Source organism: Micrococcus sp. KT16, from assembly GCF_003315015.1.
Lineage (GTDB): Bacteria > Actinomycetota > Actinomycetes > Actinomycetales > Micrococcaceae > Micrococcus > Micrococcus luteus.
In genome coordinates this window covers 1-23022 of sequence record NZ_QNRG01000001.1, presented here as the reverse complement: position 1 = coordinate 23022, position 23022 = coordinate 1, and the positions used below count along the sequence as shown (strand labels likewise).

The following is a 23022-nucleotide window of genomic DNA, read 5'->3' as shown; positions in this document are numbered from 1 at the left end:
GGGGTCTTCCTGGCGCGGGGCGGGCTCACGCGATGCGCGCGGCGCCGCCGTCGTCCTCGTGCGCGGGGCAGGCCGCCTCGACCGTGCCCACGGCGGGGGCGGGGCGGCCGGGGGCCTCGATCCCGAAGACCGCCTCGAGGGCGTCCTCATAGCGGTCGAGCCGGCCCTCGGCGGCGAGCCGCTTGGCGCGCACGCTGGGCTCGTGCAGGAGCTGGTTCACCATGCGGCGCAGGGCGAACTCCACCTCCTCGGCGGCCGCCGTGCAGCCGTGGCGGGCGCGCACGCGCTCGAGCTCCCGGTCGAGCACACCGAGGGTGTGGCGGCGCAGGGCCTTGATCGCCGCGTCGGCACTGCGGCCACGCTGCGCGGCGCGGTACTCCTCGACGGCGTCGTCCACGAGCGCGCGGGCCTCCGCGACGGCGACCTGGGCCTGCTCGGGTGCGGCCAGCCGCACCGACTCGAGGGTGATGAGATCGACGTCCGGCAGGTCCGCGACCGCCGGGTCGAAGTCGCGCGAGAGGGCCAGGTCGACCACCGTGAGCGGACGCCGTCCGCCCTCGCGCAGCTCCTGGAGGCGCTCGGGGCTGATCTGGCGTTCGCCGCCGGAGGAGCCGATGATCACGTCCGCCTCGGCGACGGCGCCGGCCACGGCCTCGCCGCCGAGCGCGAGGGCCCAGCCGCCGCGGTCCGCGACGAACTGCTCCGCGCGGCCCGAGGCCGAGTGCACGCCGACGGTGGTCGCGCCCCGGTCCGCCAGCTGCGCGAGCGTGGTGCCGGCGTAGGCGCCCGTGCCGATCAGCAGGATGGTGGCCCCGGCCCAGAAGTCGCGCTGGGCCGCGGCGTCGGTGAGACCGCGCAGCTCCTCCGCGAGGTCCAGGGCGACGGAGACGACCGAGCGGCCGGCCGCGCCGAGCGCCGTGCGGGAGCCGACGTCCTTGGCCGTGCGCGTGGCGGACTCGAAGAGGCGGACGAGCGGACCCGAGGCGGTGCCGGCCTCCTGGGCCGCCGTCAGGGCGCGTCGGACCTGACCGGCGATCTCGCGCTCGCCCACCACGGCGGAGTCCAGTCCGGCGCCGACCTCGAAGAGGTGACGGGCCGTGGCGTCGGCGTCGAGTGTGCGGAACGCGGCGTGCACGTCCTCGTCGGGCAGGGAGGTGGAGGCGGCGACGGCGGACAGCAGCCCCGCGCGAGCGGCCTCGACGCCGGCCCCGTCGGCCTCGGCGTAGATCTCCACGCGGTTGCACGTGGCCAGCACGACGGCGCCCGCCGCACCGCTGCCGGGCAGGGCGGGCCCGACCCCGGTCGCGCCGGCGCTGAGGCGGGCGACCGTGTCCAGGTCCAGATCATGGTGGGAGGCGACGAGAGAGAAGACAGTCACAGCGGGCCAAGTCTAGCCCCGACCGCCCCGCCCGTCCGGGAAGGCGGACCTGACCCGGGTGCCGTCGGCCAGTGTGACGACGCTCACGGAGGACGCGGATGTGCCACCGCGACACGACCGGTGGGACACTGGGGGCATGTCCGCCCTGTCCCAGACCCCCGAGACCCCCGCGGCCGTCCCGGCACTGCCCGCCGAGCACCCGCTGCGCACCGAGGATCCGTCACGCTCGACCGTGGCCAGCCCGCTCCTCTGCGCGCTGCGCGGCCAGCGCCCCGACCGCCACCCCGTGTGGTTCATGCGGCAGGCCGGCCGTTCGCTGCCCGAGTACCGCCAGGTGCGCGAGGGGATCGGGATGCTCGACTCCTGCCTCATGCCGGACCTGGTCCGGGAGATCACGATGCAGCCGGTGCGCCGCCACGACGTCGACGCGGCGATCTTCTTCTCGGACATCGTGGTCCCCCTGCGCCTGGCGGGCGTGGACGTGGAGATCCAGCCCGGCGTGGGCCCCGTGCTCGGCCAGGCCGTCCGCACCGCCGACGACGTCGCCGCGCTGCCCGTCCTCGAGGACGCCGCCCTGGACGTCATCCGCGAGGCCGTCGCGGCCACCGTCGCCGAGCTGGGCCCGCGCCCCCTGATCGGCTTCGCCGGCGCCCCCTTCACGCTGGCGGCGTACATGGTGGAGGGCCGTCCCTCCCGCGACCACTTCGGCCCGCGACGCATGATGCACGCCGACCCCGAGACCTGGGCCGCCCTGGCCGGCTGGGCGGCCACCGTGTCCGGCCAGTTCCTGCGCGCCCAGCTCGAGTCCGGCGCCTCCGCCGCGCAGCTGTTCGACTCGTGGGCCGGTTCGCTCTCGGCGGACGACTACCTCGAGCACGTGCAGCCGCACTCGACGGCGGCCCTCGCCCATGTCGCCGACCTCGCCGGGCCCGGCGTCCCCGACGGCGCCCCGCTCCTGCACTTCGGCACGGGCACCGGAGAGTTCCTGCACCACATGCGTGACGCGGGCGCGACCGCCGTCGGCGTGGACCACCGCCTCACGCTCGCCGAGGCGCACCGCCGGCTCAGCGCGAACCCCGGCCCCGACGGACGCGGCGCCGTGCCCCTGCAGGGCAACATCGACCCGGCCCTGCTCGCCGCCCCGTGGGAGGTCCTCGAGGCCCACGTGCGCGACGTTGTCGCCTCCGGCGCCGTCGCGCCCGGCCACGTCGTCAACCTCGCCCACGGCGTGCCGCCGGAGACGGACGCGGCCGTGCTGACCCGCGTGGTCGAGCTGATCCACTCCCTGCCCGTGCCGGAGCGGGAGGGCCAGGACCCGGCACCGGGGGTCGAGACCGCCGAGCGGGAGGAGCGCGCATGAGCGGCACGGCGCTCGTGGTCGGCGGCGGCATCGCCGGCCTCGTCGCGGCCCACCGACTGTCCACGGCGGGCTGGGACGTGACCCTCGCCGAGGCCACCTCCGTGCTCGGGGGCGCGGTCTCCCCGCGCTTCCTCGACGTCCCCTCGCACGGCGAGACCGGGGCCCCCGAGACCCAGACCCTCGAACTCGACGGCGGCGCCGAGTCGTTCGCCGTCCGCGGCGCCGCCGTGCGCGCGCTCGTGGAGGAGCTCGGGCTGGGCGAGAAGATCGTCGCGCCCGAGCCCCTCGGCTCGTGGCTGCACGGTCCCGCCGGCCCCGTGCGCGCCCCGCGTCTCGGCATCGTCGGCATCCCCGGCGACCTCGACGCCGAGGACCTCGCCGCCGCCCTCACGCCGGCCGGCCTGGAGCGCGCCCGGCAGGACGCCGAGGCCCCCATGGATCGCTGGGCCGCCGCGCTCGCGGCCGGCGAGCCGGTGACCGTCGCGCAGGTCGTGGCCGACCGCCTCGGCGACGAGGTGCTCGACCGCCTCGTGGCCCCCGTCGTCGCCGGAGTCCACTCGGCCGACCCCGCGGTCGTCGAGCTGGAGCGCGTGGCCCCCGGCCTGCTCGCCGCCGCCGTGGAGCACGGCGGGCTGGCCGCGGGCGTCGCCGCGCTGCGGTCCACCGGGACCCCCGGCTCGCTCGTGGCCGGTCTGGACGGCGGCATGGTCCGCCTCACCGGCCGGCTCGTCGAGGCGCTGCGCGAGGACGGGGCCACCGTCCTGCGCGGTGTCCGGGTGGCCGCCCTGTCCCGCGTGCCCGCCACCGGCGGCTGGTGGGCCCAGATCTCGGACCGGGACGACGAGGTCGTCCGCGGGCTCGACGTGGACCGCGTCGTGCTGGCCGTGGACGGCGTCACCGCCTGGGACCTGCTGGCCCCGCTCTCGGCCGAGGCCCTGGACCCCGACGCCGGCCCCGCCCTCGGCGAGGGCATCGCGCTGGCCACGCTCGTCGTCGAGGCCGCGGGCCTGGACGACGCGCCACGCGGCACCGGAGTGCTGGTCGGCGCCGGGACGGACGTGGCCGCCAAGGCCCTGACCCACGCCACCGCCAAGTGGGCGTGGCTGCGCGAGGTCGTCGCGCGTCCGCAGGAGGACGGTGTCGCCCGCCATCCCCACCGCCACGTGCTGCGCCTGTCCTACGGCCGCCAGGGCGGCGGGCCCGAGGCCCTGGGCCACCGCAGCGCGGACGAGGAGCTGCTCGCGCAGGCGCTCGTGGACACGGCGACTCTCACCGGGGTGCCGCTGGCGGAGGAGGACGTCGTCGCCCGCACCGTCACCCGCTGGCGCCGCTCCATCCCGCCGCAGGCCGGCCCCGACCGCGCGAAGGCGGACACGCTGATCGACTGGGCACGGGACGTGCCCGGCCTCGACCTCGTGGGCAGCTGGGTGCACGGCACCGGGCTGGCCGCCGTCGTCGCCGGCGTGGACCGCACCCTCGGCGCCGACGCGCCGCCCGCGGGCTGACCTCGCCCCCAGACCACCCCTGACGCAATCGGATCTCAAGGAAGAGGACCATGACCAAGGACAGCACCACCACCCCTGCCGAGGCCGGCAAGGACTGGTTCACCACCTACACCGTGTTCGCCCGCCCACAGGGCGAGCCCGGCTGGCTGGGACTGGAGGGCCGTGACGCGAAGAAGGCCGCCAAGGAGTTCGACGAGGCCGTCGCGCGGGTGGCCCAGACCGGCGTGACCGTGCGCGGCGTCTACGACGTCTCGGGCATGCGCGAGGCCGGCGACGTCATGGTGTGGATGTACGGCCAGGTGCCCGAGGACCTGCAGGCCGCCATCCGCGAGCTGCGCCGCACCCGTCTGCTCGAGGGCACCACGATGGTGCTCTCGGCCATGGGCGCCGATCGCATGGCCGAGTTCAACAAGGACCACGTCCCCGCCTTCGCCATGGGCCGCAAGGCCCTGAAGTGGCTGTGCTTCTACCCGTTCGTGCGCTCGTACGATTGGTACCTGCTGGACCCGAAGGAGCGGGCCCGCATGCTCCGCGAGCACGGCCAGCTCGGCCAGGACTTCCCGCAGGTATGGGCGAACACCACCAGCGCGTTCGGCCTGAACGACTGGGAGTGGCTGCTGGGCCTCGAGGCGGACGAGCTGACGGACCTGGTGGACATGATGCGCCACCTGCGCAACAACGAGACCCGCCTGCACGTGCGCAGCGAGGTGCCGTTCTACACCGGACGCCGTCTGGAGACCGCCGAGATCGCGGAGGTGCTGGCCTGATGACCGCCGCCCCCGAGCCCCGCGCCGACGCGCCCGTCCACACCGGCCCGGACGCCGGCGTCGCCCCGGCCCTCCGGACGCCCGAGAAGGCCGCCGCCGGCGTCGACTACGACGTGTGCGGCGTGATGGCCCCCAAGGACTACGACGCCCTGCTGCTCGCCTCCTTCGGCGGGCCCGAGGGCCAGGACGACGTGATCCCGTTCCTGCGCAACGTCACGCGCGGGCGCGGCATCCCGGACGAGCGCCTCGAGGAGGTCGCCACCCACTACCGCGCCAACGGCGGCGTCAGCCCCATCAACGCGCAGAACCGCGCGCTGAAGGCGGCCATCGAGGCCGAGCTGGCCGCCCGCGGCCTGGACCTGCCCGTGTACTGGGGCAACCGCAACTGGGAGCCCTACTTCCCGGACACCCTCGAGCGGATGCACGCCGACGGGCACCGCCGCATCCTGACGGTCACCACCTCCGCGTACTCCTGCTACTCCTCGTGCCGCCAGTACCGCGAGGACATGGGCATGGCCCTGGAGCAGACCGGCCTGACCGGGAAGGTGGACCTGGACAAGACGCGCCAGTACTTCAACCACCCCGGCTTCATCGAGCCGTTCCGGGACGGCCTGCGCGCGGACCTGGCGTCGCTGCGCGCGGAGCTGGGGGACGACGCGCGGATCCACGTGCTCTTCGCGACCCACTCGATCCCCACCTCCGACGCCGCCGCGGCCGGCCCGCGCGGCCTCGCCGCAGACCTGCGCGCGCAGGCGGGGGCGGAGCCGGGCGACGAGGGTGCGGACGTGTACTCGGCGCAGCACCTCGACGTGGCCCGCGAGATCCTCGCCGGCGTGCCCGAGGCCGCGGACGTGCCGTGGTCGCTCGTGTACCAGTCGCGCTCCGGCCCGCCCTCGGTGCCGTGGCTGGAGCCGGACATCAACGACGCGATGGAGCACCTCGCGGGCGAGGGCGCCGAGACGGACGCGCAGGGGCGTGCCGTGGCGGGCTTCATCGTCGTGCCGCTGGGGTTCGTCTCGGACCACATGGAGGTGGTCTGGGACCTCGACACCGAGGCCAAGGAGACCGCCGAGGGGCTGGGCGTGGGGTTCCGTCGCAGCCCCACCCCGGGCACCGACCCGCGGTTCGTGGCCGGGCTCGTGGACATCGTGGAGGAGCGGCTGGGCCGGCGCGAGGGTCGCGCCGCGGTCGGCTGCTTCCCGGCGTGGTACGACGTGTGCCGGCCGGACTGCTGCGTCAAGGTGATGCGGGACGGCTCGACGCGGCCGACGACGTCCGCTGTCGACGCCGCCGTGCGCGGGCTGGCCGAGCACGAGGCGGGCGCCGCGGCCCCCGCCGAGGAGGCCTGAGACCGTGACCCCCCTGCGCATCGGCACCCGGGGCTCCGCCCTGGCGACCACGCAGACCACCCACGTGGCCGAGACGCTCACGGAGCGCTCCGGCCTGGCCCACGAGCTGGTGGTGATCCGCACCGAGGGCGACGTCACCACCGGCTCGCTGGCCTCGCTGGGCGGCACCGGCGTGTTCGCCTCGGCGCTGCGGGCCGCCGTGCTCGACGGCGTCGTGGACGCGGCCGTGCACTCGCTCAAGGACCTGCCGGCCGTCCAACCGGAGACCCTCGAGATCGCCGCGGTGCCGGCCCGGGCCGACCTGCGGGACGCCCTGTGCGCCCGCGACGGCCTCACCCTGGCGACCCTGCCCGAGGGCGCCCGGGTGGGCACGGGCTCGCCGCGCCGCGTGGCCCAGCTCAAGGCGCTGCGCCCGGATCTGGAGCTGGTGGACATCCGCGGCAACGTGCAGACCCGCCTGGCCCGCGTGCCCGGGCTGGAGCAGCACGACGATCACGCCCCGGCCGCCGCGGGTTCGCCCCGCGGTGACCTCGACGCCGTGATCCTGGCCTGTGCCGGGCTCGACCGGCTCGGCCTGGACCACGTGATCACCGAGCGGATCGACCCGGAGGTCATGGTGCCCGCCCCCGGGCAGGGCGCCCTGGCCGTGGAGATCCGGGCCGAGGACGAGTCCTTCCTCGGTCGGGCGCTCCTGGACCCCGAGGCGCCGGTCGGGAGGCTGCACGCCGCCCTCGAGCTGGTCGACGATCGGGACACCCACGTGGCGGTCACCGCCGAGCGGGCCCTGCTGCGCCGCCTCGAGGCCGGCTGCGCCGCGCCGATCGGGGCCGTGGCCCGCGTGACCGACGGCGAGGCCGGCGCGCCGCGCATCGAGATGACCGCGATGGTGGCCGCCCTCGACGGCTCGCGCGTGCTGCGCCGGACCTCGTCCGTGCAGCTCGACCCGGTGCCGGCCGACGTGGCCGGCGACCCGGCGGCCGCCGACGAGTGGCTCGAGGACACCCTGTTCGTGGCCGCGGAGGCACTCGGCGTGCACGTGGCCGAGCAGTTCGTGGCCGAGGGCGCCGACCTGCTGCCCGGCACGGTGCGCGGGGTGGACCGGGGCGACGGCGCCCCGCGCCCCGACGACCCGGCCTGAGATGCGCGTCCTGCTCACCCGCCAGCCGGCCCAGGCCGGCGACCTCGAGGCCGGTCTCGCCGGCACCGAGGTGGCGGGGCGGCGGCTGCGGGTCGGCTTCCTGCCGCTGACCGACTTCGCGCTGCCCGACGACGACGGCCCCCTGCGCGCGCTGCTCGCGGACTGGGCGGGGGCCGACGGTGATGCGGCCGGGCCGGTGCGCTCGGACGGGTCCCGCTGGCTCGTGCTGACGAGCCCCAACACCGTGCGCGCGCTCAGGGCCGTCGGCTGGGACGGCCATGTCCCGGCGGGCGCGCGGATCGCGGTCACCGGACCGGGCACGGCACGGGTGCTGACCGAGGCGGGCTGCGACGCGGCGCCGTGGCTGCCGCCCGAGGACCGCTCCGCCGAGGGCCTGATCGCCGGACTCGCCGCCCTGCATCCCCGCGGCGCCCGCGCGTGGCTGCCCCAGTCCGATCGGGCCCGGTCCCGCCTCGCCGACGGCCTGCGCGCGGCGGGCTGGGACGTGCGGACCGGGCTCGCCTACCGGACGGTGCCGTATCCGGCGCAGGCCGGCAGGCGGCTGCTCGACGGGGCGGCGGACGAGGGCCGGGGGGACGTCGTGACGCCCGCGCGGCTGGCCGCGGTCGCGGCGGGGACCGCCGTGGTGCTCACCAGCTCGTCCGCGGCGGAGGAGTTCGTGGCCGCGGGTCTGACGCCACTGGTGGGGGAGCGGGTGCGGCTCGTGGCGATCGGCGCGCCGACCCGTGACACGTGCGCGCGGCGGGGTCTGCCCCTGCTCGGGACGGCCCCCACGCCGGACGCGGCCGGAGTGCTGGCCGTGCTGCGCGGTGCGGCCTGAGCCGCCCGGCCGCACGCGAGGCGAGGCTCAGTCGGGGCGGTCGCCGTCCGGGTCGGGCGCGTCGTCCTCCGACGGCGCCGGGCCGGCGTCGTGCTTCTCGTCCTGCGGCACGCCGGTGGCGGCGGCCATGATGTCCACCCGCGGGCCGCGCAGGATGGCGACCGAGACGTTGGTGAAGCCCGTGTTGGCGAGCAGCTCCGAGGCCTCCTCGTCCGTCAGGTCGTACGCGTGCGCGAGCATGCGCACGTTCTCCGTGTAGAAGGCGTGCAGGCGGTCGACGCCGCGCAGGAAGCCCAGAGTGTTCCCCATGGCGGGGAGCCTACCGGGCGGGCGTGGTGGGCGGGTGGCCGGCGGGTGAACGGCCGGTTGACCGGCCCGCCGGCCGCGGGGGACGACGGGCCGTGCCGCTCAGCCCTCGGCGCGGCGGCTGCGGCGGCGGACCAGCGAGACCTCCATGGTCCGGCCCTCGGTGCGGGTGCGCAGGTACGGCTGGTCCTCCACGAGGGTGGAGAGCTTGGAGTGCCCGAAGTCGCGCGGGTCGAAGTCCACGTGGGTGCGGCTCAGGTGCTGGCCGATCAGGGACAGCGTGGCCCAGCCGTCGTCGGTGCTCGTGGCGTTGACGGCCTTGGTGAGCGCGGCCTGCAGGTCGATGCGCGGGGCGGCGTCGGCCTCGTCGTGCTCGGGCTCGGCCTCGACCGGCACCTCGGGCGGGGTCGGGTCCTCGGTGACGTCCGACGACGACGCACGGCGGCCCCGCCGACCGGCCCCGGACTTCGCCTCCGCGGCCTTCCCGTCCTTGCCGGCGGCGGCGTCCCCGGCGGGCGCCTCGTCGGCGGCGGGGGCCTCGTCGGCAGCAGGGGCCTCGTCGACAGCGGGGGCCTCCGCGTCCGCGTCCGTGGCCTCGGGGGTGTCGGTGGCGTCGGTGGTCTTTGCCCCGCGACCGCGGCCTCGACCGCCGCGGCGGGACCCCGAGCGGCCGGAGCCCTCGGACGCCTTGGCGTTCTCCTCCTTGGCGGGGGCGTCCTCGCCGGTCTCGTCGTCGTCGACGTCGTGGTCCGTGGCGGTGCCGAGCAGCTCGAGGTAGATGAACTGGTCCACGGCGTTGCGCAGGGAGGCGGGGGTCTTGCGGGCGCCCAGGCCGATCACGCGCTTGCCGCCCTCGCGCAGGCGGGTGGCCAGGCGCGTGAAGTCGGAGTCGGAGGAGACGAGGGCGAACGCGTCCACGTTGCCCATCCAGAGCAGGTCCATCGCGTCGATGATGAGCGCGGAGTCCGAGGAGTTCTTGCCCACGGTGTAGGCGAACTGCTGGACCGGCTGGATCGCGTGGTGGTTCAGCGCCTTCTTCCAGCCGTTGAGGTTGGTCGTGGTCCAGTCGCCGTACGCGCGCTTGATCGTGGGGGTGCCGTAGGTGGCGAGCTCCTCGAGGATCAGGGGGGCGAACTTGGGGGAGACGTTGTCGCTGTCCATCAGGACGGCGATGCGCAGGGATGCGGGGGTGGGTTCGGGCATGTGTCCCACCCTAGTCGGCGGCGGTGCGCCCGTGGCCGGCGGTGACCGGGATCGCCTCCCGCTCGCCCCGGCGGGAGCGGGGCCGCGAGGCGGCGGCCAGCGTGCCGACGACCAGCCCGACGAGCGCCGGGACCACCCAGCCGAAGCCGACCGCGTAGCCGGGCAGCACCCGGCCGGCCAGGCCCGTCAGGGCGGTGACGGGCGGCGTCGTCACGAGCGCCTCCGGCAGGGCGCCCAGCAGGTCGAAGAAGGCGGCGAGCCCCGTGCAGGCGACCACCCAGCGGGCCACCGCCGGGCGGTCCCGCACCCAGGCCCAGGCGAGGCCGAGCAGGATGACGACGACGGCGATCGGGTAGAGGAACATCAGCACCGGGACGGACCAGGCGATGATCGCCTCCAGGCCCAGGTTGGCGAGCGCGAAGGACACCACGAGGAAGAGGCCCGCCCACAGCCGGTAGGACCCGGGGAACATCTCCGCGAACATCTCGGCGCACGCCACGATCAGTCCGATGCAGGTCTTCAGGCACGCGACGAAGACGATGGCCGCGATGAGGTACGCGCCCGCCGTGCCGAAGAAGTGGCTCGCGCTGCGGGCGAGGACGTCGCCGCCGTTCGTGGCCTGCGCGAACGCGCCGTGGCTCGTGGCGCCGATGTACGCCAGCGAGGCGTAGACCACCGTCATCGCCGCGCCGCCGAGCAGCCCCGCCTTGCCCAGCTCCACCGCCATGCGGCGCGGGCCCGTCACGCCCAGGCGCCGGGCGGCGTCGACGATCACGACCGCGAAGGCGAGCGAGGCGAGCGCGTCCATCGTGGCGTAGCCGTCCAGCAGGCCCCGCACGAGCGCCCCGTCGGCGTAGGCGGGGGTCGGCGAGGGCAGGGCGCCCGTGCTCATCGGGGCCACGACGGCGGCCGCCACCAGGGCGCCGAGCAGGACCAGGAACGCCGGGGTCAGGTACCGCCCCACCCACTCCATGAGCCGGCCCGGACGGAACGCCGCGACCGCGGCGACCGCGAAGAACGCCGCCGTGAAGCCGAGCAGCCGCAGGCCGCCGTCGCCCGCCAGGGGCGCGACACCGATCTCATAGGACACCGTGGCGGTGCGGGGGATGGCGAAGAGGGGGCCGATCGTCAGGTACAGCAGGCACGTGAACGCCACGGCGAAGCGCCGGGAGACGGGCGCCGTCATCTCACGGACCGAGCGCGCCCCCGTCACCGCCGAGGCGACGATGCCCAGAACCGGCAGCCCCACCGCCGTGACGAGGAAGCCGAGCGTGGCCGGCGTGACCGCGGCGCCCGCATCCCGGCCCAGGCCGGCGGGGAAGATCAGGTTGCCCGCGCCGAAGAACAGGCCGAAGACGAGCGAGGCCAGCAGCAGGGTCTGACCGGGGCGCAGGCGCGGGGGCATCACGGGCCTCTCGACGGCGGACGGGGCGCCATGACTGTACCCGGCGCGCGGTCAGCCTCCGCGCCTAGACTGGACGGGTCCCCGAACCAGGAGCGTGTGACCCCGTCATGTCCTTCCCGCTGCACCGTCCCCGGCGTCTGCGCCGGTCCGCCGCGATGCGCCGCCTCGTCGCTGAGACGCGCCTGCACCCCGCCGAGCTGATCCTGCCGGCCTTCATCAAGGAGGGCGCCGCCGAGCCCGTGCCGATCGCCTCGATGCCGGGCGTCGTGCAGCACACCGCGGACTCGCTCAAGGCCGCCGCGGCCGAGGCCGCCGAGCTGGGCCTGGGCGGCATCATGCTGTTCGGCGTGCCGACCACGCGCGACGCCGTCGGCAGCGCCGCCCTGGACCCGGACGGCGTCCTGAACCGGGCCATCCGGGACGTGAAGGCGGAGGTGGGGGACGGGCTCGTCGTGATGTCCGACCTGTGCCTGGACGAGTTCACCGACCACGGCCACTGCGGCGTGCTCACCGCCGAGGGCACCGTGGACAACGACGCGACGCTGGAGATCTACGCCCGGATGGGCGTCGCGCAGGCCGAGGCCGGTGCGGACGTGCTCGGCCCCTCCGGGATGATGGACGGCCAGGTCCGCGTGATCCGGGAGGCCCTCGAGGGCGCCGGCCACCACGAGACCGCGATCCTCGCCTACGCCGCGAAGTACTCCTCGGCGTTCTACGGGCCGTTCCGCGACGCCGTCGACTCCCAGCTCACGGGCGACCGCAAGACCTACCAGATGGACGCCGCCAACCGGAGCGAGGCCCTGCTCGAGGTCGCCCTCGACCTCGAGGAGGGCGCGGACATGGTGATGGTCAAGCCCGCGATGAGCTACCTGGACATCGTGCGCGACGTGGCGGACATGGCGGACGTGCCCGTCTCCGCGTACCAGATCTCGGGGGAGTACGCGATGATCGAGGCCGCCGCCGCGCACGGCTGGATCGACCGGAAGGCCTCGATCGTCGAGTCCGTGCTCTCCATCCGGCGCGCCGGCGCCGACTCCGTGCTCACCTACTGGGCGGCCGAGCTCGGCCGCTGGATGAAGGAGGGGTCCCTGTGACCGCGTCCCAGCCGACCACCAACGCCGCCGCCTTCGCCGCGGCCCAGGCCGTCATCCCCGGCGGCGTCGACTCACCCGTGCGCGCCTTCGGCTCGGTGGGCGGCACGCCCCGGTTCATGGCCGGCGCACGCGGCCCGTACCTGACCGACGTCGAGGGCAACGAGTACGTGGACCTGGTCTGCTCGTGGGGCCCCATGCTGCTGGGCCACCAGCACCCCGAGGTCGTCGAGGCCGTGCACGCCGCCGTGGACCGCGGCCTCGGCTTCGGCACCTCCACGCTGGAGGAGACCGCGCTGGCCGAGCTGATCGCCTCCAAGGTCCCGGTCGAGCGCGTGCGCTTCGTGTCCACCGGCACCGAGGCCACCATGACGGCCCTGCGCCTGGCCCGCGGCGTGACCGGCCGCAACCTGATCGTGAAGTTCGCCGGCTGCTACCACGGCCACTCGGACGGCCTGCTGGCCGCGGCCGGCTCGGGCGTGGCGACCGCCGCCCTGCCCGGCTCCGCGGGCGTCACCGAGGCCGCCGCCTCCGAGACCCTCGTGGTGGACTACAACGACCGCGCCGCCGTCGAGGCCGTGTTCGCCGAGCACGGCGAGCGCATCGCCGCGCTCATCACGGAGGCCGTGCCCTGCAACATGGGCGTCGTGGAGCCCGCCGAGGGCTTCAACGCGTTCCTGCGCGAGATCACCCGCCGCCACGGCGCGCTGCTGATCTGGGACGAGGTGCTCACCGGCTTCCGCGCCACCGCCACGGGCGGCTGGGGCCTGTCCGGACAGCCCGAGGGCTGGACCCCGGACGTCTGGTGCTTCGGCAAGGTGATCGGCGGCGGCATGCCCGCGGCCGCCCTGGGCGGCTCCGCCGAGATCATGGACCACCTGGCCCCGCTCGGCCCCGTGTACCAGGCCGGCACCCTCTCCGGGAATCCGGTGGCCATGGCCGCCGGCCACGCCACGCTCTCCCGCGCCGACGAGGCCGTCTACGCGGCCGTGACGCGCGCCTCGGACGCCGTGCGCGAGGGCCTCGTGGCCGCGCTCGACGCCGAGGGCGTGGACCACTCGATCCAGCGGGCCGGCACCCTGTTCTCCCTGGCGTTCGGCACCTCCGGCACCGGCGTGCGGGACTACCGGGACGCCCAGGGCCAGGAGGTCTTCCGCTACGCCCCGTTCTTCCAGTCGCTGCTGGCCTCCGGCGTGTACCTGCCGCCGTCCGTGTTCGAGGCCTGGTTCGTCTCCGCCGCCCACGACGACGCGGCGGTCACCCGGGTGCTCGACGCGCTGCCGGCCGCGGCGAAGGCGGCCGCGGCGGCGACGCCCCAGGGCTGAGACCCGGGTGCGGGTCGGGGCCGGGCGCTCAGCGCTCGGCCTCGACCGGCCAGTGGCGCGAGACGGTGGCCTGCGGGTCCTTGCGTCGCAGGTACTGCTCGAAGCTCTCCGCCTGCTCGGCCTTCCAGCGGACCTGCCGCTCGTGCAGGTCCACCGGCGCGACGCGCAGCTGCTCGTACCGGGCGGCCAGGGCGTCGGCCACCTGGACGGCGGCGAGGGCGTCCGCCGCGGAGGTGTGCGCGTTCTCCAGGGTCACCCCGTAGTGCTCGGACACCGCGGAGAGCGTGCGCTTGCCCTTGCGGAACCGGTCCACCTGCTTGTCCAGCACGAACGGGTCGATCACGGGGCGGGCCTCGAGCGGCGTCAGCCCGTGGTGGCGCGCCTCCCGGTCCATCACCGTGAAGTCGTACACGCCGTTGAACGCCACCACGGGGATGCCCGCGGCGAACAGGTCCCGCAGGGTCTCGGTGATCTCCGTGACACCCTGCGCGGCGGGCATGCCCTCCGCCTGCGCCCGCTCCGTGGTGACGCCGTGGACCTCGGCCGCCTCGGCCGGGATGGGCACGCCCGGGTCCACGAGCCACTCGGCCGACGACGCGGCGCGGCCCTGCTCGTCCACCATCACCAGGGTGGCGGTCACGATCAGCGCGGTGCGCGGATCACGTCCGGTGGTCTCGAGGTCGAAGCCGGCGCGGATGCTCTCATGCCAAGTCACGCGCCTCACGCTACCCGGAGCGGCGGACACGACAGGATGGGGTCGTGACCGATCACCCTGTGCTCCCCGGCGCCCGCCACCGCGACGACGGACCGCTCACCCTCGGCGAGGGGCTCGAGGCGCTCGCCCGTCTGGTCCCGCCCGGACGCGCCGTCAGCTACGGGGGGCTGGCCGGCCTGCTGGGGGTCGGCGGTCCGCGGCAGGCCGGCCGGGCGATGGCCGAATCGAGCCCCGGCACGCCGTGGTGGCGGGTGGTCCGGGCCGACGGCTCGCTGCCTCCGGAGCTGGCCGCGCGGGCCGCCGTCGAGCACGAACGCGAGGCCATGCCCCGCACCCCGGCCGGGCGCGTGGACCTGCCCCGGGCCCGCTGGGAGCCCGACGACGGCGCCGCGCGGGCGATCCGTGCGATCGCCGACCGTATCGTGTCCGGGCCCGGTGCGAGGATGAGGCCATGACCAGGGAACACGGGGTGGACCCCTTCGACGACGACGCGGCGGCGCCGGAACGGGCCGCTCGGCTGGTGCGCACGGCCGCCGCGCCCGAGGACCGGATCACGCTCACGGACGAGCAGGAGGCGATCGCCTCGCTCGCCCCCGGGCACAACGCCGTGCTCGTGCTGGGCGCCCCCGGCACGGGGCGCACCACCGTGGCGGTCGAGTACGCGGCCCGCCGGATCGAGGCGGGGCTGGACCCCGAGTCCCTCCTGCTGCTGGCCCCGAGCCGGGATGCGGCGGCGCGGCTGCGCGACGCGCTGACCCGCCGGCTCGCCGCCGCCGGTCGGGGCACCCGCGCCGTCACCCCCGTGCGGACCTGGTCCTCCTACGCGTTCGACCTGCTGCGCCGTGCCCGCGTCACGGGACCGCTGAGGCATCTGGAGGTCGCCCCCCGGCTGCTCACCGGTGCCGAGCAGGACACGGTCATCGCCGAGCTGCTCGAGGGCTACGCCGCCGGCCTCGCCGCCGCGCCGGACTGGCCGGCCGACGTCGCCCCCGCCGTGGAGGCGCGGGGATTCCGCCGCGAGGTCCGCGAGCTCGTGGACCGCATGAGCGAGCTCGGCCTCGAGCCGGGCCGCCTGCAGGAGCTCGGCACCGCCCACGGGCGCCCCGAGTGGGAGGCCGCGGCCGTGCTGCTGCAGGACTACCGGGACCGGATCGACCTGGGCATGGCCGAGGCGTTCGACGCCGCCGGGCTGCTGTCCGCCGCCGTCCGCGTGCTCACCGAGCGGCATCCCGAGGACCCGGAGCGCGACGCCGCGGCGCAGGCGTTCGTGGCGGCGGAGCGGGACCGCCTGGCCGTGCTCGTGGTCGAGGACCTCCACGAGGCCACCCCCGCCGTGCACGACCTGCTCACCGTGCTCGGACGCGGGCGGGACGTGCTGCTCACCGCGTCGCCGGACACCACCGTGGAGGGCTTCCGCGGCGCCCGGCCCGACCTCCTCGCCCGGTACCCCGGGGTCCTCGACCCCGATCCCGTGCCGGGGGCCGCCCCGCCCGCGTCCCCGGACGGGCGCGTCCGGGTGCTGACGCGCGGGCACCGCATGCGCGCCGAGGTCCAGGACGCCTACCTGCGCGTGGCCCGCCGGGTCCGCCAGCGCACCGCCGGCGTCGAACGGACCCGGACCGAGACCGTCCCGGCGGACGGTGACGGCGCCGTCCGCGCGCACGTCGTGCCCACCCGCGCCCACGAGGACCAGCTCGTCCTCGAACGGGTGCTGCGGGTCCACCACGAGGACGGGGTGCCCCTGGACCGGATCCTCGTGGTCGCCCGCTCCGGCTCCCGTGTGGCCGCGCTCGCCCGCCACCTGGAGGCCGAGGGCGTCCCCGTGCTGCGCGACGCCGCCGGGCTCGTGCTGAAGGAGGAGCCCGCCGTCGCGCCCCTGCTCACGCTGGTGGACGCGGCGGGGGCGCTCGCGGAGGATCCGGAGGCCCGGGTCGAGGACGTGCTCGACCCGGACGAGGTCGTGGGACTGCTCACCGGCCGGTACGGGATGGCCAGCGCGCTGCACGTGCGGCGGCTGCGCCAGGACCTGCTGGCCGCCGAGCGGGGCCGGGGCGGCCGGCGCACCTCGGACGCGCTGCTCGCCGCGGCCCTGCTGGACCCGAGCCTGGCCGGCCCCGAGCACGAGCGGCACCGCGCCCTGCGCCGCGTCCACTGGATGCTCCGGGACGGCCTGGAGGCCGCCCGCGCCCCCTCGGCCTCGCCCGAGACCGTGCTGTGGGCGCTGTGGTCCGCCTCCGGTCGGGCCGAGCGGTGGCGTTCGCTCGCGCTGCGGCCCGCCGAGCACGCGAACGACCGCCGCGAGTCCCGCCGGGCGGACGCGGACCTCGACGCCGTCGTCGCCCTGTTCAAGGTGGCCGAGCGCTTCGTGGACCAGTTCCCGGGCGCGTCGCCCGAGTCGTTCGCCGTCTACATGGAGTCCCAGGACCTGCCCGTGGACACCCTGGCCCGCCGTGCCGAGTCCGGTGACGCCGTGCACGTGCGCACCCCCGCCGCGGCGGCCGGCCAGGAGTGGGACACGGTGATCGTCGTGGGCCTGCAGGAGGGCGTGTGGCCGAACACCCGGCTGCGCGGCCAGCTGCTCGGCGCCACCGACCTCGTGGACCTCGTGACCCTGCCCGCGGACGCCCCGTGGCCCACGGATCACCGCACCCGGCTGCGCGAGGTGCGTCAGGACGAGCTGCGCATGCTCGCGGCCGCGGTCTCCCGGGCACGGCGTCAGGTGGTCGTCACGGCCGTCCGCTCGCCGGATGAGGGCCCCTCCGACTTCCTCGACCTGGTGGACCCGCCCGAACGGCTGCCCGCCGAGGCGCGCGACGCCGCCGGCGTCCGGCGGCTCACCGCGGTCCCCGACCCGATCACGGCGTCCGCGCTCGTCGGCCGGCTGCGCCGCGTCCTGGAGGCCGGGGACGAGGCGGACGCGGCCGACGGGGCGACATCCCGGGCCGCGGCGGCCGCCGGCCTGGCGGTCCTCGCCGAGGACGGCGTGACCGTCGCGGACCCCCGACGCTGGTGGGGCCTGCTGCCGCTGTCCACCGAGGCCGCGCTCGTCGACCCGGAGCGCGAGGTCGTCGCGCTCTCGCCCTCCCGCGTGGAGACGGCCCTGCGCAATCCGCTGAACTGGGTGCTGTACCACGTCGGCGCGAACGCGGGCGGAACCCTCGCCCAGTCCGTGGGCACGCTCGTGCACTCGGTGGCCGAACACCACCCCGAGGGCGTGCCCGAGGACGTGCGCGCCGAACTGGAACGCCGCCTGCCCGAACTCGGCCTGCCGGAGGGCTGGATCACGGAGATCGAGCACGACCGGGCCCGCGGCCTGGTGGACGCCTACATCGGCTACTGGAGCATCGCCCGGGCGGCCGGGCGTCGGCCCGTGGCCCAGGAGGTGCGGCTCCTCGCGGACCTGACCTGGGGCGGGACCACCGTCCGGATCACCGGCGTCGTGGACCGGCTCGAGGCGGATGCGCAGGGCCGACCCTTCATCGCCGACCTCAAGACCGGCCGCAGCGCGCCCACCGGCGCGGAGATGGCGCGCCAGCCCCAGCTGGCCGCCTATCAGGTGGCCGTCCGCGCCGGCGGTCTGGAGCAGGTCCGGGACGACCCCGCCACGGACCCCGCCCTGCGCGCCGCGCTCGCCGGTCTGGAGCACCCCACGACACCGGCCGGCGCGGCCCTCGTCCAGCTCGGCGCCGGCACCCAGAAGACCAAGGTGCAGGACCAGCCGGCCCTCGAGGACGAGGACACCTGGGCGCTCGAGCAGGTGTTCACGGCGGCCCGCCGCACCACGGGGCCGCGCTTCCTCGCCCTCCACGAGGCCGGCGCCCGCCGGTGCGCGCTGCCCTCCGTCTGTCCGCTCTGCTCCGAAGGAAGGCAGGTCACCGAATGGCCCCGCTGACCGGCGATCCCGCCGCCCAGACCGATCGTCCGCGCGTCGAGGACGCGGTCCACTCGCCGGAGGACATCGCGGCACGGCTGCGGCTGCCCCCGCCCACGGAGGAGCAGGCCGAGGTGGTCACCGCCCCGCTCACTCCGCGCCTGGTGCTGGCCGGCGCCGGCTCCGGCAAGACCGCCACCATGGCCGACCGCGTGGTCTGGCTCGTGGCCAACGGTCTCGTGCGCCCGGACGAGGTCCTCGGCGTCACGTTCACCCGGAAGGCGTCCGGTGAGCTCGCCGAGCGGATCAACGGGCGCGTGGACGCCCTGCTGCGCTCCGGCCTCGAGATCCCCGGCTTCGACGGGGAGCCCGAGGACCTGGGCCGCGCCTCGGTGTCCACGTACCACTCCTACGCCGGCGCGCTCGTCAGGGACCACGGCCTGCGGATCGGCGTGGAACCGGAGGCGCGGCTGCTCGGAGGCGCGGACGCCCACCGGCTCATGGGCGCCGTCGTGCGTTCGCATCCGGTGGTCGCGGACACCCTCGGCGTGGCCCCGTCCCGGCTCATCACGCAGGCGTTGCGGCTGGCCGGGGACATGGCCGAGCACCTGGTGAGTGCGGACGAGGTGCGCGAGTTCCTCGCCCGGCTGGCCGAGCAGGGGAGCGCCCTGCCGCTGCCCCCGCGCGCCAAGACCCCCTCGAAGGAGATCCAGGAGTTCCTGACCGGCCTGGCGGACCGCGCCCTCATGGCGGACCTCGTGGCCCGCTACGACGAGGTCAAGCGCGAGCAGGACGTGATGGACTTCGGCGACCTGCTGCGCCACGCGGCGCGCATCGCCGTCGAGGTGCCGGCGGCCGGCGAGCAGGAGCGCGCGCGGTTCCCCGTGGTGCTGCTGGACGAATTCCAGGACACCTCCCACGCCCAGATGCGGATCTTCGCCGGGCTGTTCGGCCCGCGCGGCCCCGAGGACGACGCGCCCGGGTTGGGGCACTGCGTCACCGCGGTGGGTGACCCCCACCAGTCGATCTACGGCTTCCGCGGCGCCTCCGCCGGGCAGCTCTTCGCCTTCCCGCACGCCTTCCCCCGACTGGAGACCGGCCCCGGCGGCGCCCCGCGGCGCGTGAACGCGGACGTCTCGCACCTGACGATCGCGTGGCGCAACGAGGAGTCGATCCTGGCGGTCGCCAACGCCGTCGCCGCACCGCTGAACGCCCACGCCGCCGCGACGGGCGGCGCGCCGGTGGAGGTGCGCACCCTGCGGCCCCGGCCGGGCGCGGGGGAGGGCGTCGTCCGGGTGGACCGGTTCGTCACCGCGGAGGAGGAGGCCGCCGACGTCGTCGCCCGCCTCGGCGCCCTCACCGGGTCCGGGCCCGGGGGGGCCACCCCGAGCCGCGCCGTCCTGTGCCGCACCCGCGCCCAGTTCGGCCCCGTGCTGGACGCGCTCGACGCCGCCGGCCTGCCCTACGAGGTGCTCGGGCTCTCCGGGCTGCTGGCGCTGCCGGAGGTCGCCGAGGTGCTCGCCGTCCTCCACGTGCTGGCCGACCCCACGCGCAGCGACCAGCTCGTCCGCCTGCTCACCGGCCCGCGCTGGCGCATCGGCGTGGCCGACCTCGAGGTGCTGCAGGAGCGCGCCCGGTTCGTCTCGCGGCTGCGGGCCCGGCGGGCCGGCGGTGGGCGGGAGGACCCCGCCGGGGACGCCCCGGACCCGGCCCGGGACGTGAGCCCCGAGGAGGACGCCGACGCCGCCGCCCTGCTGGAGGCCCTCGACTCCCTGCCCGGGGAGGGGACGGACTGGGTCGGCTCGCGCGGCCGCGGCTTCTCACCCGAGGGGCTGGCCCGACTGAGGGCCGTCAACGCCGAGCTGCGCCGGCTCTCTACGCGCACCGGGGAGGACCCGGCCGACCTCATCGCGGAGGTGATCCGTGAGACGGGGCTGGACGTCGAGGTGGCCCTGCGGCCCGGCGTCTCCGCGGCCGCGGCCCGGCGGCACCTGAACGCGTTCCAGGACGCGGCCCGCGACTTCGGCGCCGGCACCACGGCGACGGACCTGACGGCGTTCCTGGCCTGGACGGAGTCCGTCCTCGAGCACGAGGACGGCCTCGGCGTCGAGAACGCCGAGCCCACCCCCGGCCTGGTCCAGGTGCTCACCGCGCACGCCTCGAAGGGGCTCGAGTGGGACGTCGTCGCGGTCCCCGGCCTGCAGGAGGGCACGTTCCCCTCCACGCGGGCGGACCGCTGGACCAGCCCCCGGGCCGGCGCGCTGCCGTGGCCCCTGCGCGGGGACCGCGCGTCGCTGCCGCAGTGGGACGGCTCGTGGGCGCAGGACCAGCGGGACTGGGTCCAGTCGGCCGGCACCGGATACAGCTCGAAGGCGGCCCAGGAGGGCAACCCGGACCCCTATGCCGTGGCCGTGGCCGCCCACGCCGAGCGCGAGGAGCGGCGCCTGGCCTACGTCGCGTACACGCGCGCGCGATCCGCCCTGTGGCTGAGCACCTCCCTGTTCAAGGGAGTCAACAAGGAGCCCCTGCCGGCCTCGGCCTTCCTCGAGGAGGTGGCCGGTCTGGCGGGGGAGGTGCCCGGCGTCGCGCTCGGCCCCGCCCCGGCCGAGGACGACCTGCCCGAGGCCAACCCCGCCGCGGGCCGGACGCTGGTCGCCCGCTGGCCCTTCGACCCGCTCGACGGCCCGGAGGCCTTCGTCGCCGACCCGGAGGACCCCGAGGACGAGGAACGCTGGCAGCCGCTGCCGCGCCGCTCCCGGGCCCGCCGGCACGGGGTGGAGGCGGCCGCCGCGGCCGTGCACGCCGCGGACCCGGCGGCGCTCGGGGACGACCCGGAGCTGGCCCGCCAGGTGGACTGGGTGCTGCTGCGCCGCCGGGACGTCGCCGGGACGGGCGGGGAGACCGCCCTGCCCGAGCACGTCTCCGTGTCCCTCTACGGCGAGCTCGCCGCCGACCCGCAGGCCGTGGCCGAGCAGCTGCGCCGGCCCCTGCCCCGGCCGCCCGCGCACGCGGCGCGGCGCGGCACGGCGTTCCACGCGTGGCTCGAGGAGCGCTTCGGGGCCACCGGCATGCTGGACATCGACTCGGCCGAGGACGCCGCGGACCTGTGGGTCGACGAGGCCCTCGACCTCGGCCCGATGCAGGAGTGGTTCCGCTCCTCGCGCTGGGCGGAGCGCACCCCGGCCTTCGTCGAGGCCCCGGTCGAGACGACGGTCGGCGGGATCACACTGCGGGGCCGGGTCGACGCGATCTACCGCTCCGGCGGCGACCCCCGCCTGCCCTTCGACCCCGAGGCCGACTGGGAGCTCGTCGACTGGAAGACCGGCGCCGTGCCGCGGGGCCGCGACCTCGAGCTCAAGTCGCTGCAGCTGGCCGTCTACCGGCTCGCCTGGTCACGGCTGCACGGGATCCCGCTGGAACGGATCGGGGCCAGCTTCGTGTACGTGGCCCACGGGCAGGAGCGCTCCTTCCCGGACCTGCCGGGGGAGGAGGAGCTCGAGCGTCACATCACGGACGCCCTGGCCCGCCGTTGATCGGCCGCACCACCTCGACGGCGGGCAGCGGGCCCGTCTCCGGGTCCGCGGTCCTCGCGGCCGCGGCCTCCCGGGCGTCCTCCGCCGCATCCCGGGCGTCCTCGGCGGCGTCGGCGGCCGCGTCGGCCTCCGCCTGGCGCGCGGCCGCCTCCTGCGCGGCGCGCACGTCGCCCTCGAGCTCGGCCAGCATGGCCTCCGCCTCGGCGACCATCCCCGCGTCGTGCCGGTCCAGGCCCCGCGTGAGCCACTGGGCGAGGGCGAACTCGGCGAGCAGCGCCGCACGGCGCATCAGGTGGGCGTCGCCGTCGTCGGCGGCCCCCGCGTCGGCCCGCCGGGCCGCGTAGGCGTCGAGGACGCGGTCGGCCAGGTCCGGGTCCGTGGCGGCGGCCAGCCAGGCGACGTCGCCGGCCGGGTCGCCCACGTGCAGGTCCGTCCAGCCCGTCACGCCCACCACGCGGCCGCGCTCGAGGAGCAGGTTGTCCTCGTGCAGGTCACCGTGCACAGGCACCGGGGTGAACCGCCACAGGGCCTCCTCCTCCATGGCCTCCTCCCAGCGGCGCAGCAGCAGGGGCGGCACGCGGCCGGAGGTGGCCGCCTGGTCGAGGGCGTGGAGGTGACGCTGCCGGATCTGCTCCGCCGTGTAGGAGGGCAGGTCCGCGTGGTCCACGACATCCGAGGGCAGCGTGTGGATCGCGGCCAGCACACGGCCCACGTCCTGCACCGCGGGCTCGCCGAGCCGGGCCAGCTCATCCAGGGTGACGGGACGCCCGGGCATGTCCTGATAGACGAAGGTGCGCAGCCCCTCGAGCCGCACCGCGCCCGCCACGGAGGGCGTGCGGAACGGCAGGCCGGCGCGCACCGCCGGGGTCAGGCCCGCCAGCACCTGCAGCTCCGTCTCGAGACGGATGCCCGCCTCCGGGGTGCGGGGCGAGCGGACCCGCCACCGCTGGCCCTCACCGTCCACGACGACGGCGGTCGAGAAGTCCGCGGGGTCGTCCGGGCTCGCCTCCGCGGAGACGGGGGCGAGGCCGGGGACGGCCGCGGCGGCCAGGGCTGCGAGACGAAGGGGCTGACGATCCACCCCTCCAGCCTAGGTGTTGTGGGTCATGAGGTTCTTGACATGGGTACCGGGCTGAGATGAGACGAGTGGGCCTCTCCCGCAGGATGGAAGTTCCTACACCACCCACCTGCCCGAAAAGACCCACTCATGACTCACGCTAACGCACCCCTGACCC

17 protein-coding genes are annotated in these 23022 nt (G+C 76.2%); 11 read left to right on the top strand and 6 right to left on the bottom strand.

From position 1 onward, the window contains the following. Positions 1 to 25: 25 nt before the first annotated feature. Positions 26 to 1378 (bottom strand): glutamyl-tRNA reductase, encoded by a 1353-nt coding sequence (locus DE149_RS00085; RefSeq protein WP_113913732.1) that lies wholly within the window; start codon positions 1376 to 1378, stop codon positions 26 to 28. 136 nt (positions 1379 to 1514) lie between these two features. Here DE149_RS00085 and hemE point away from each other — a divergent pair, with 136 nt between their 5' ends. The 6 genes from hemE to DE149_RS00055 are packed head-to-tail and all read left to right on the top strand — an operon-like array spanning position 1515 to position 8338. Then, positions 1515 to 2738, top strand: a complete 1224-nt coding sequence (gene hemE / locus DE149_RS00080) for a uroporphyrinogen decarboxylase (RefSeq protein WP_101967521.1) — start codon at positions 1515 to 1517, stop codon at positions 2736 to 2738. Next, entirely contained in the window at positions 2735 to 4243 is a 1509-nt protein-coding gene (locus DE149_RS00075) for an NAD(P)/FAD-dependent oxidoreductase (RefSeq protein WP_101965984.1), read from the top strand. Before hemE ends, DE149_RS00075 begins: the two co-directional genes overlap by 4 nt. 50 nt (positions 4244 to 4293) lie before the next feature. Continuing rightward, positions 4294 to 5010: a hydrogen peroxide-dependent heme synthase gene (gene hemQ / locus DE149_RS00070; RefSeq protein ID WP_036314319.1), complete on the top strand. Its 717-nt coding sequence runs from the start codon at positions 4294 to 4296 to the stop codon at positions 5008 to 5010. Next, the gene (locus DE149_RS00065) at positions 5010 to 6359 is read left to right on the top strand and encodes a ferrochelatase (protein ID WP_049147270.1); all 1350 of its coding nucleotides are present in this window, start codon (positions 5010 to 5012) and stop codon (positions 6357 to 6359) included. Before hemQ ends, DE149_RS00065 begins: the two co-directional genes overlap by 1 nt. A gap of 4 nt (positions 6360 to 6363) precedes the next feature. Further along, on the top strand, positions 6364 to 7497 hold the full coding sequence (hemC, locus tag DE149_RS00060; protein ID WP_049147271.1) for a hydroxymethylbilane synthase: 1134 nt from the start codon (positions 6364 to 6366) through the stop codon (positions 7495 to 7497). A gap of 1 nt (position 7498) precedes the next feature. Then, on the top strand, positions 7499 to 8338 hold the full coding sequence (locus DE149_RS00055; protein ID WP_049147273.1) for a uroporphyrinogen-III synthase: 840 nt from the start codon (positions 7499 to 7501) through the stop codon (positions 8336 to 8338). 27 nt (positions 8339 to 8365) lie between these two features. Here DE149_RS00055 and DE149_RS00050 read toward each other — a convergent pair whose 3' ends face one another. The 3 genes from DE149_RS00050 to brnQ form a co-directional block, all read right to left on the bottom strand. After that, positions 8366 to 8647 carry a hypothetical protein gene (locus DE149_RS00050; RefSeq protein WP_049147275.1) on the bottom strand — a complete coding sequence of 94 codons (282 nt, stop codon included), beginning with the start codon at positions 8645 to 8647 and terminating at the stop codon, positions 8366 to 8368. Between the two features lie 99 nt (positions 8648 to 8746). Further along, on the bottom strand, positions 8747 to 9847 hold the full coding sequence (locus DE149_RS00045) for an NYN domain-containing protein (protein ID WP_049147277.1): 1101 nt from the start codon (positions 9845 to 9847) through the stop codon (positions 8747 to 8749). 10 nt (positions 9848 to 9857) lie between these two features. Then, positions 9858 to 11252, bottom strand: a complete 1395-nt coding sequence (brnQ, locus tag DE149_RS00040; protein WP_095346900.1) for a branched-chain amino acid transport system II carrier protein — start codon at positions 11250 to 11252, stop codon at positions 9858 to 9860. 107 nt (positions 11253 to 11359) lie between these two features. Between brnQ and hemB the strand changes: the two genes are divergently transcribed. Together hemB and hemL are read left to right on the top strand one after the other, a co-directional pair. Next, complete coding sequence (hemB, locus tag DE149_RS00035) at positions 11360 to 12346, top strand: porphobilinogen synthase (RefSeq protein ID WP_036381100.1); 987 nt, start codon at positions 11360 to 11362, stop codon at positions 12344 to 12346. Further along, a complete protein-coding gene (gene hemL, locus DE149_RS00030; protein ID WP_036314334.1) occupies positions 12343 to 13668 on the top strand; it encodes a glutamate-1-semialdehyde 2,1-aminomutase in 1326 nt (441 codons plus the stop codon). The genes hemB and hemL overlap by 4 nt, the downstream gene beginning before the upstream one ends. A 28-nt stretch (positions 13669 to 13696) precedes the next feature. Here hemL and DE149_RS00025 read toward each other — a convergent pair whose 3' ends face one another. Then, complete coding sequence (locus tag DE149_RS00025) at positions 13697 to 14383, bottom strand: 3'-5' exonuclease (protein WP_036314335.1); 687 nt, start codon at positions 14381 to 14383, stop codon at positions 13697 to 13699. A 44-nt stretch (positions 14384 to 14427) separates the two neighbouring features. Here DE149_RS00025 and DE149_RS00020 point away from each other — a divergent pair, with 44 nt between their 5' ends. Genes DE149_RS00020 through DE149_RS00010 form a run of 3 tightly spaced genes read left to right on the top strand, consistent with a single transcriptional unit; the run spans position 14428 to position 21787 of the window. Further along, positions 14428 to 14838: an MGMT family protein gene (locus tag DE149_RS00020; RefSeq protein WP_036314337.1), complete on the top strand. Its 411-nt coding sequence runs from the start codon at positions 14428 to 14430 to the stop codon at positions 14836 to 14838. Continuing rightward, entirely contained in the window at positions 14835 to 18275 is a 3441-nt protein-coding gene (locus DE149_RS00015; protein WP_036314339.1) for an ATP-dependent DNA helicase, read from the top strand. The genes DE149_RS00020 and DE149_RS00015 overlap by 4 nt, the downstream gene beginning before the upstream one ends. Continuing rightward, positions 18263 to 21787 carry an ATP-dependent DNA helicase gene (locus DE149_RS00010; RefSeq protein WP_036314341.1) on the top strand — a complete coding sequence of 1175 codons (3525 nt, stop codon included), beginning with the start codon at positions 18263 to 18265 and terminating at the stop codon, positions 21785 to 21787. The genes DE149_RS00015 and DE149_RS00010 overlap by 13 nt, the downstream gene beginning before the upstream one ends. On the opposite strand, the gene DE149_RS00005 is transcribed toward DE149_RS00010, so the two are convergent. Beyond that, positions 21762 to 22868: a phosphotransferase gene (locus tag DE149_RS00005; RefSeq protein WP_036314344.1), complete on the bottom strand. Its 1107-nt coding sequence runs from the start codon at positions 22866 to 22868 to the stop codon at positions 21762 to 21764. The genes DE149_RS00010 and DE149_RS00005 overlap by 26 nt on opposite strands. Between the last annotated feature and the right edge of the window lie 154 nt (positions 22869 to 23022).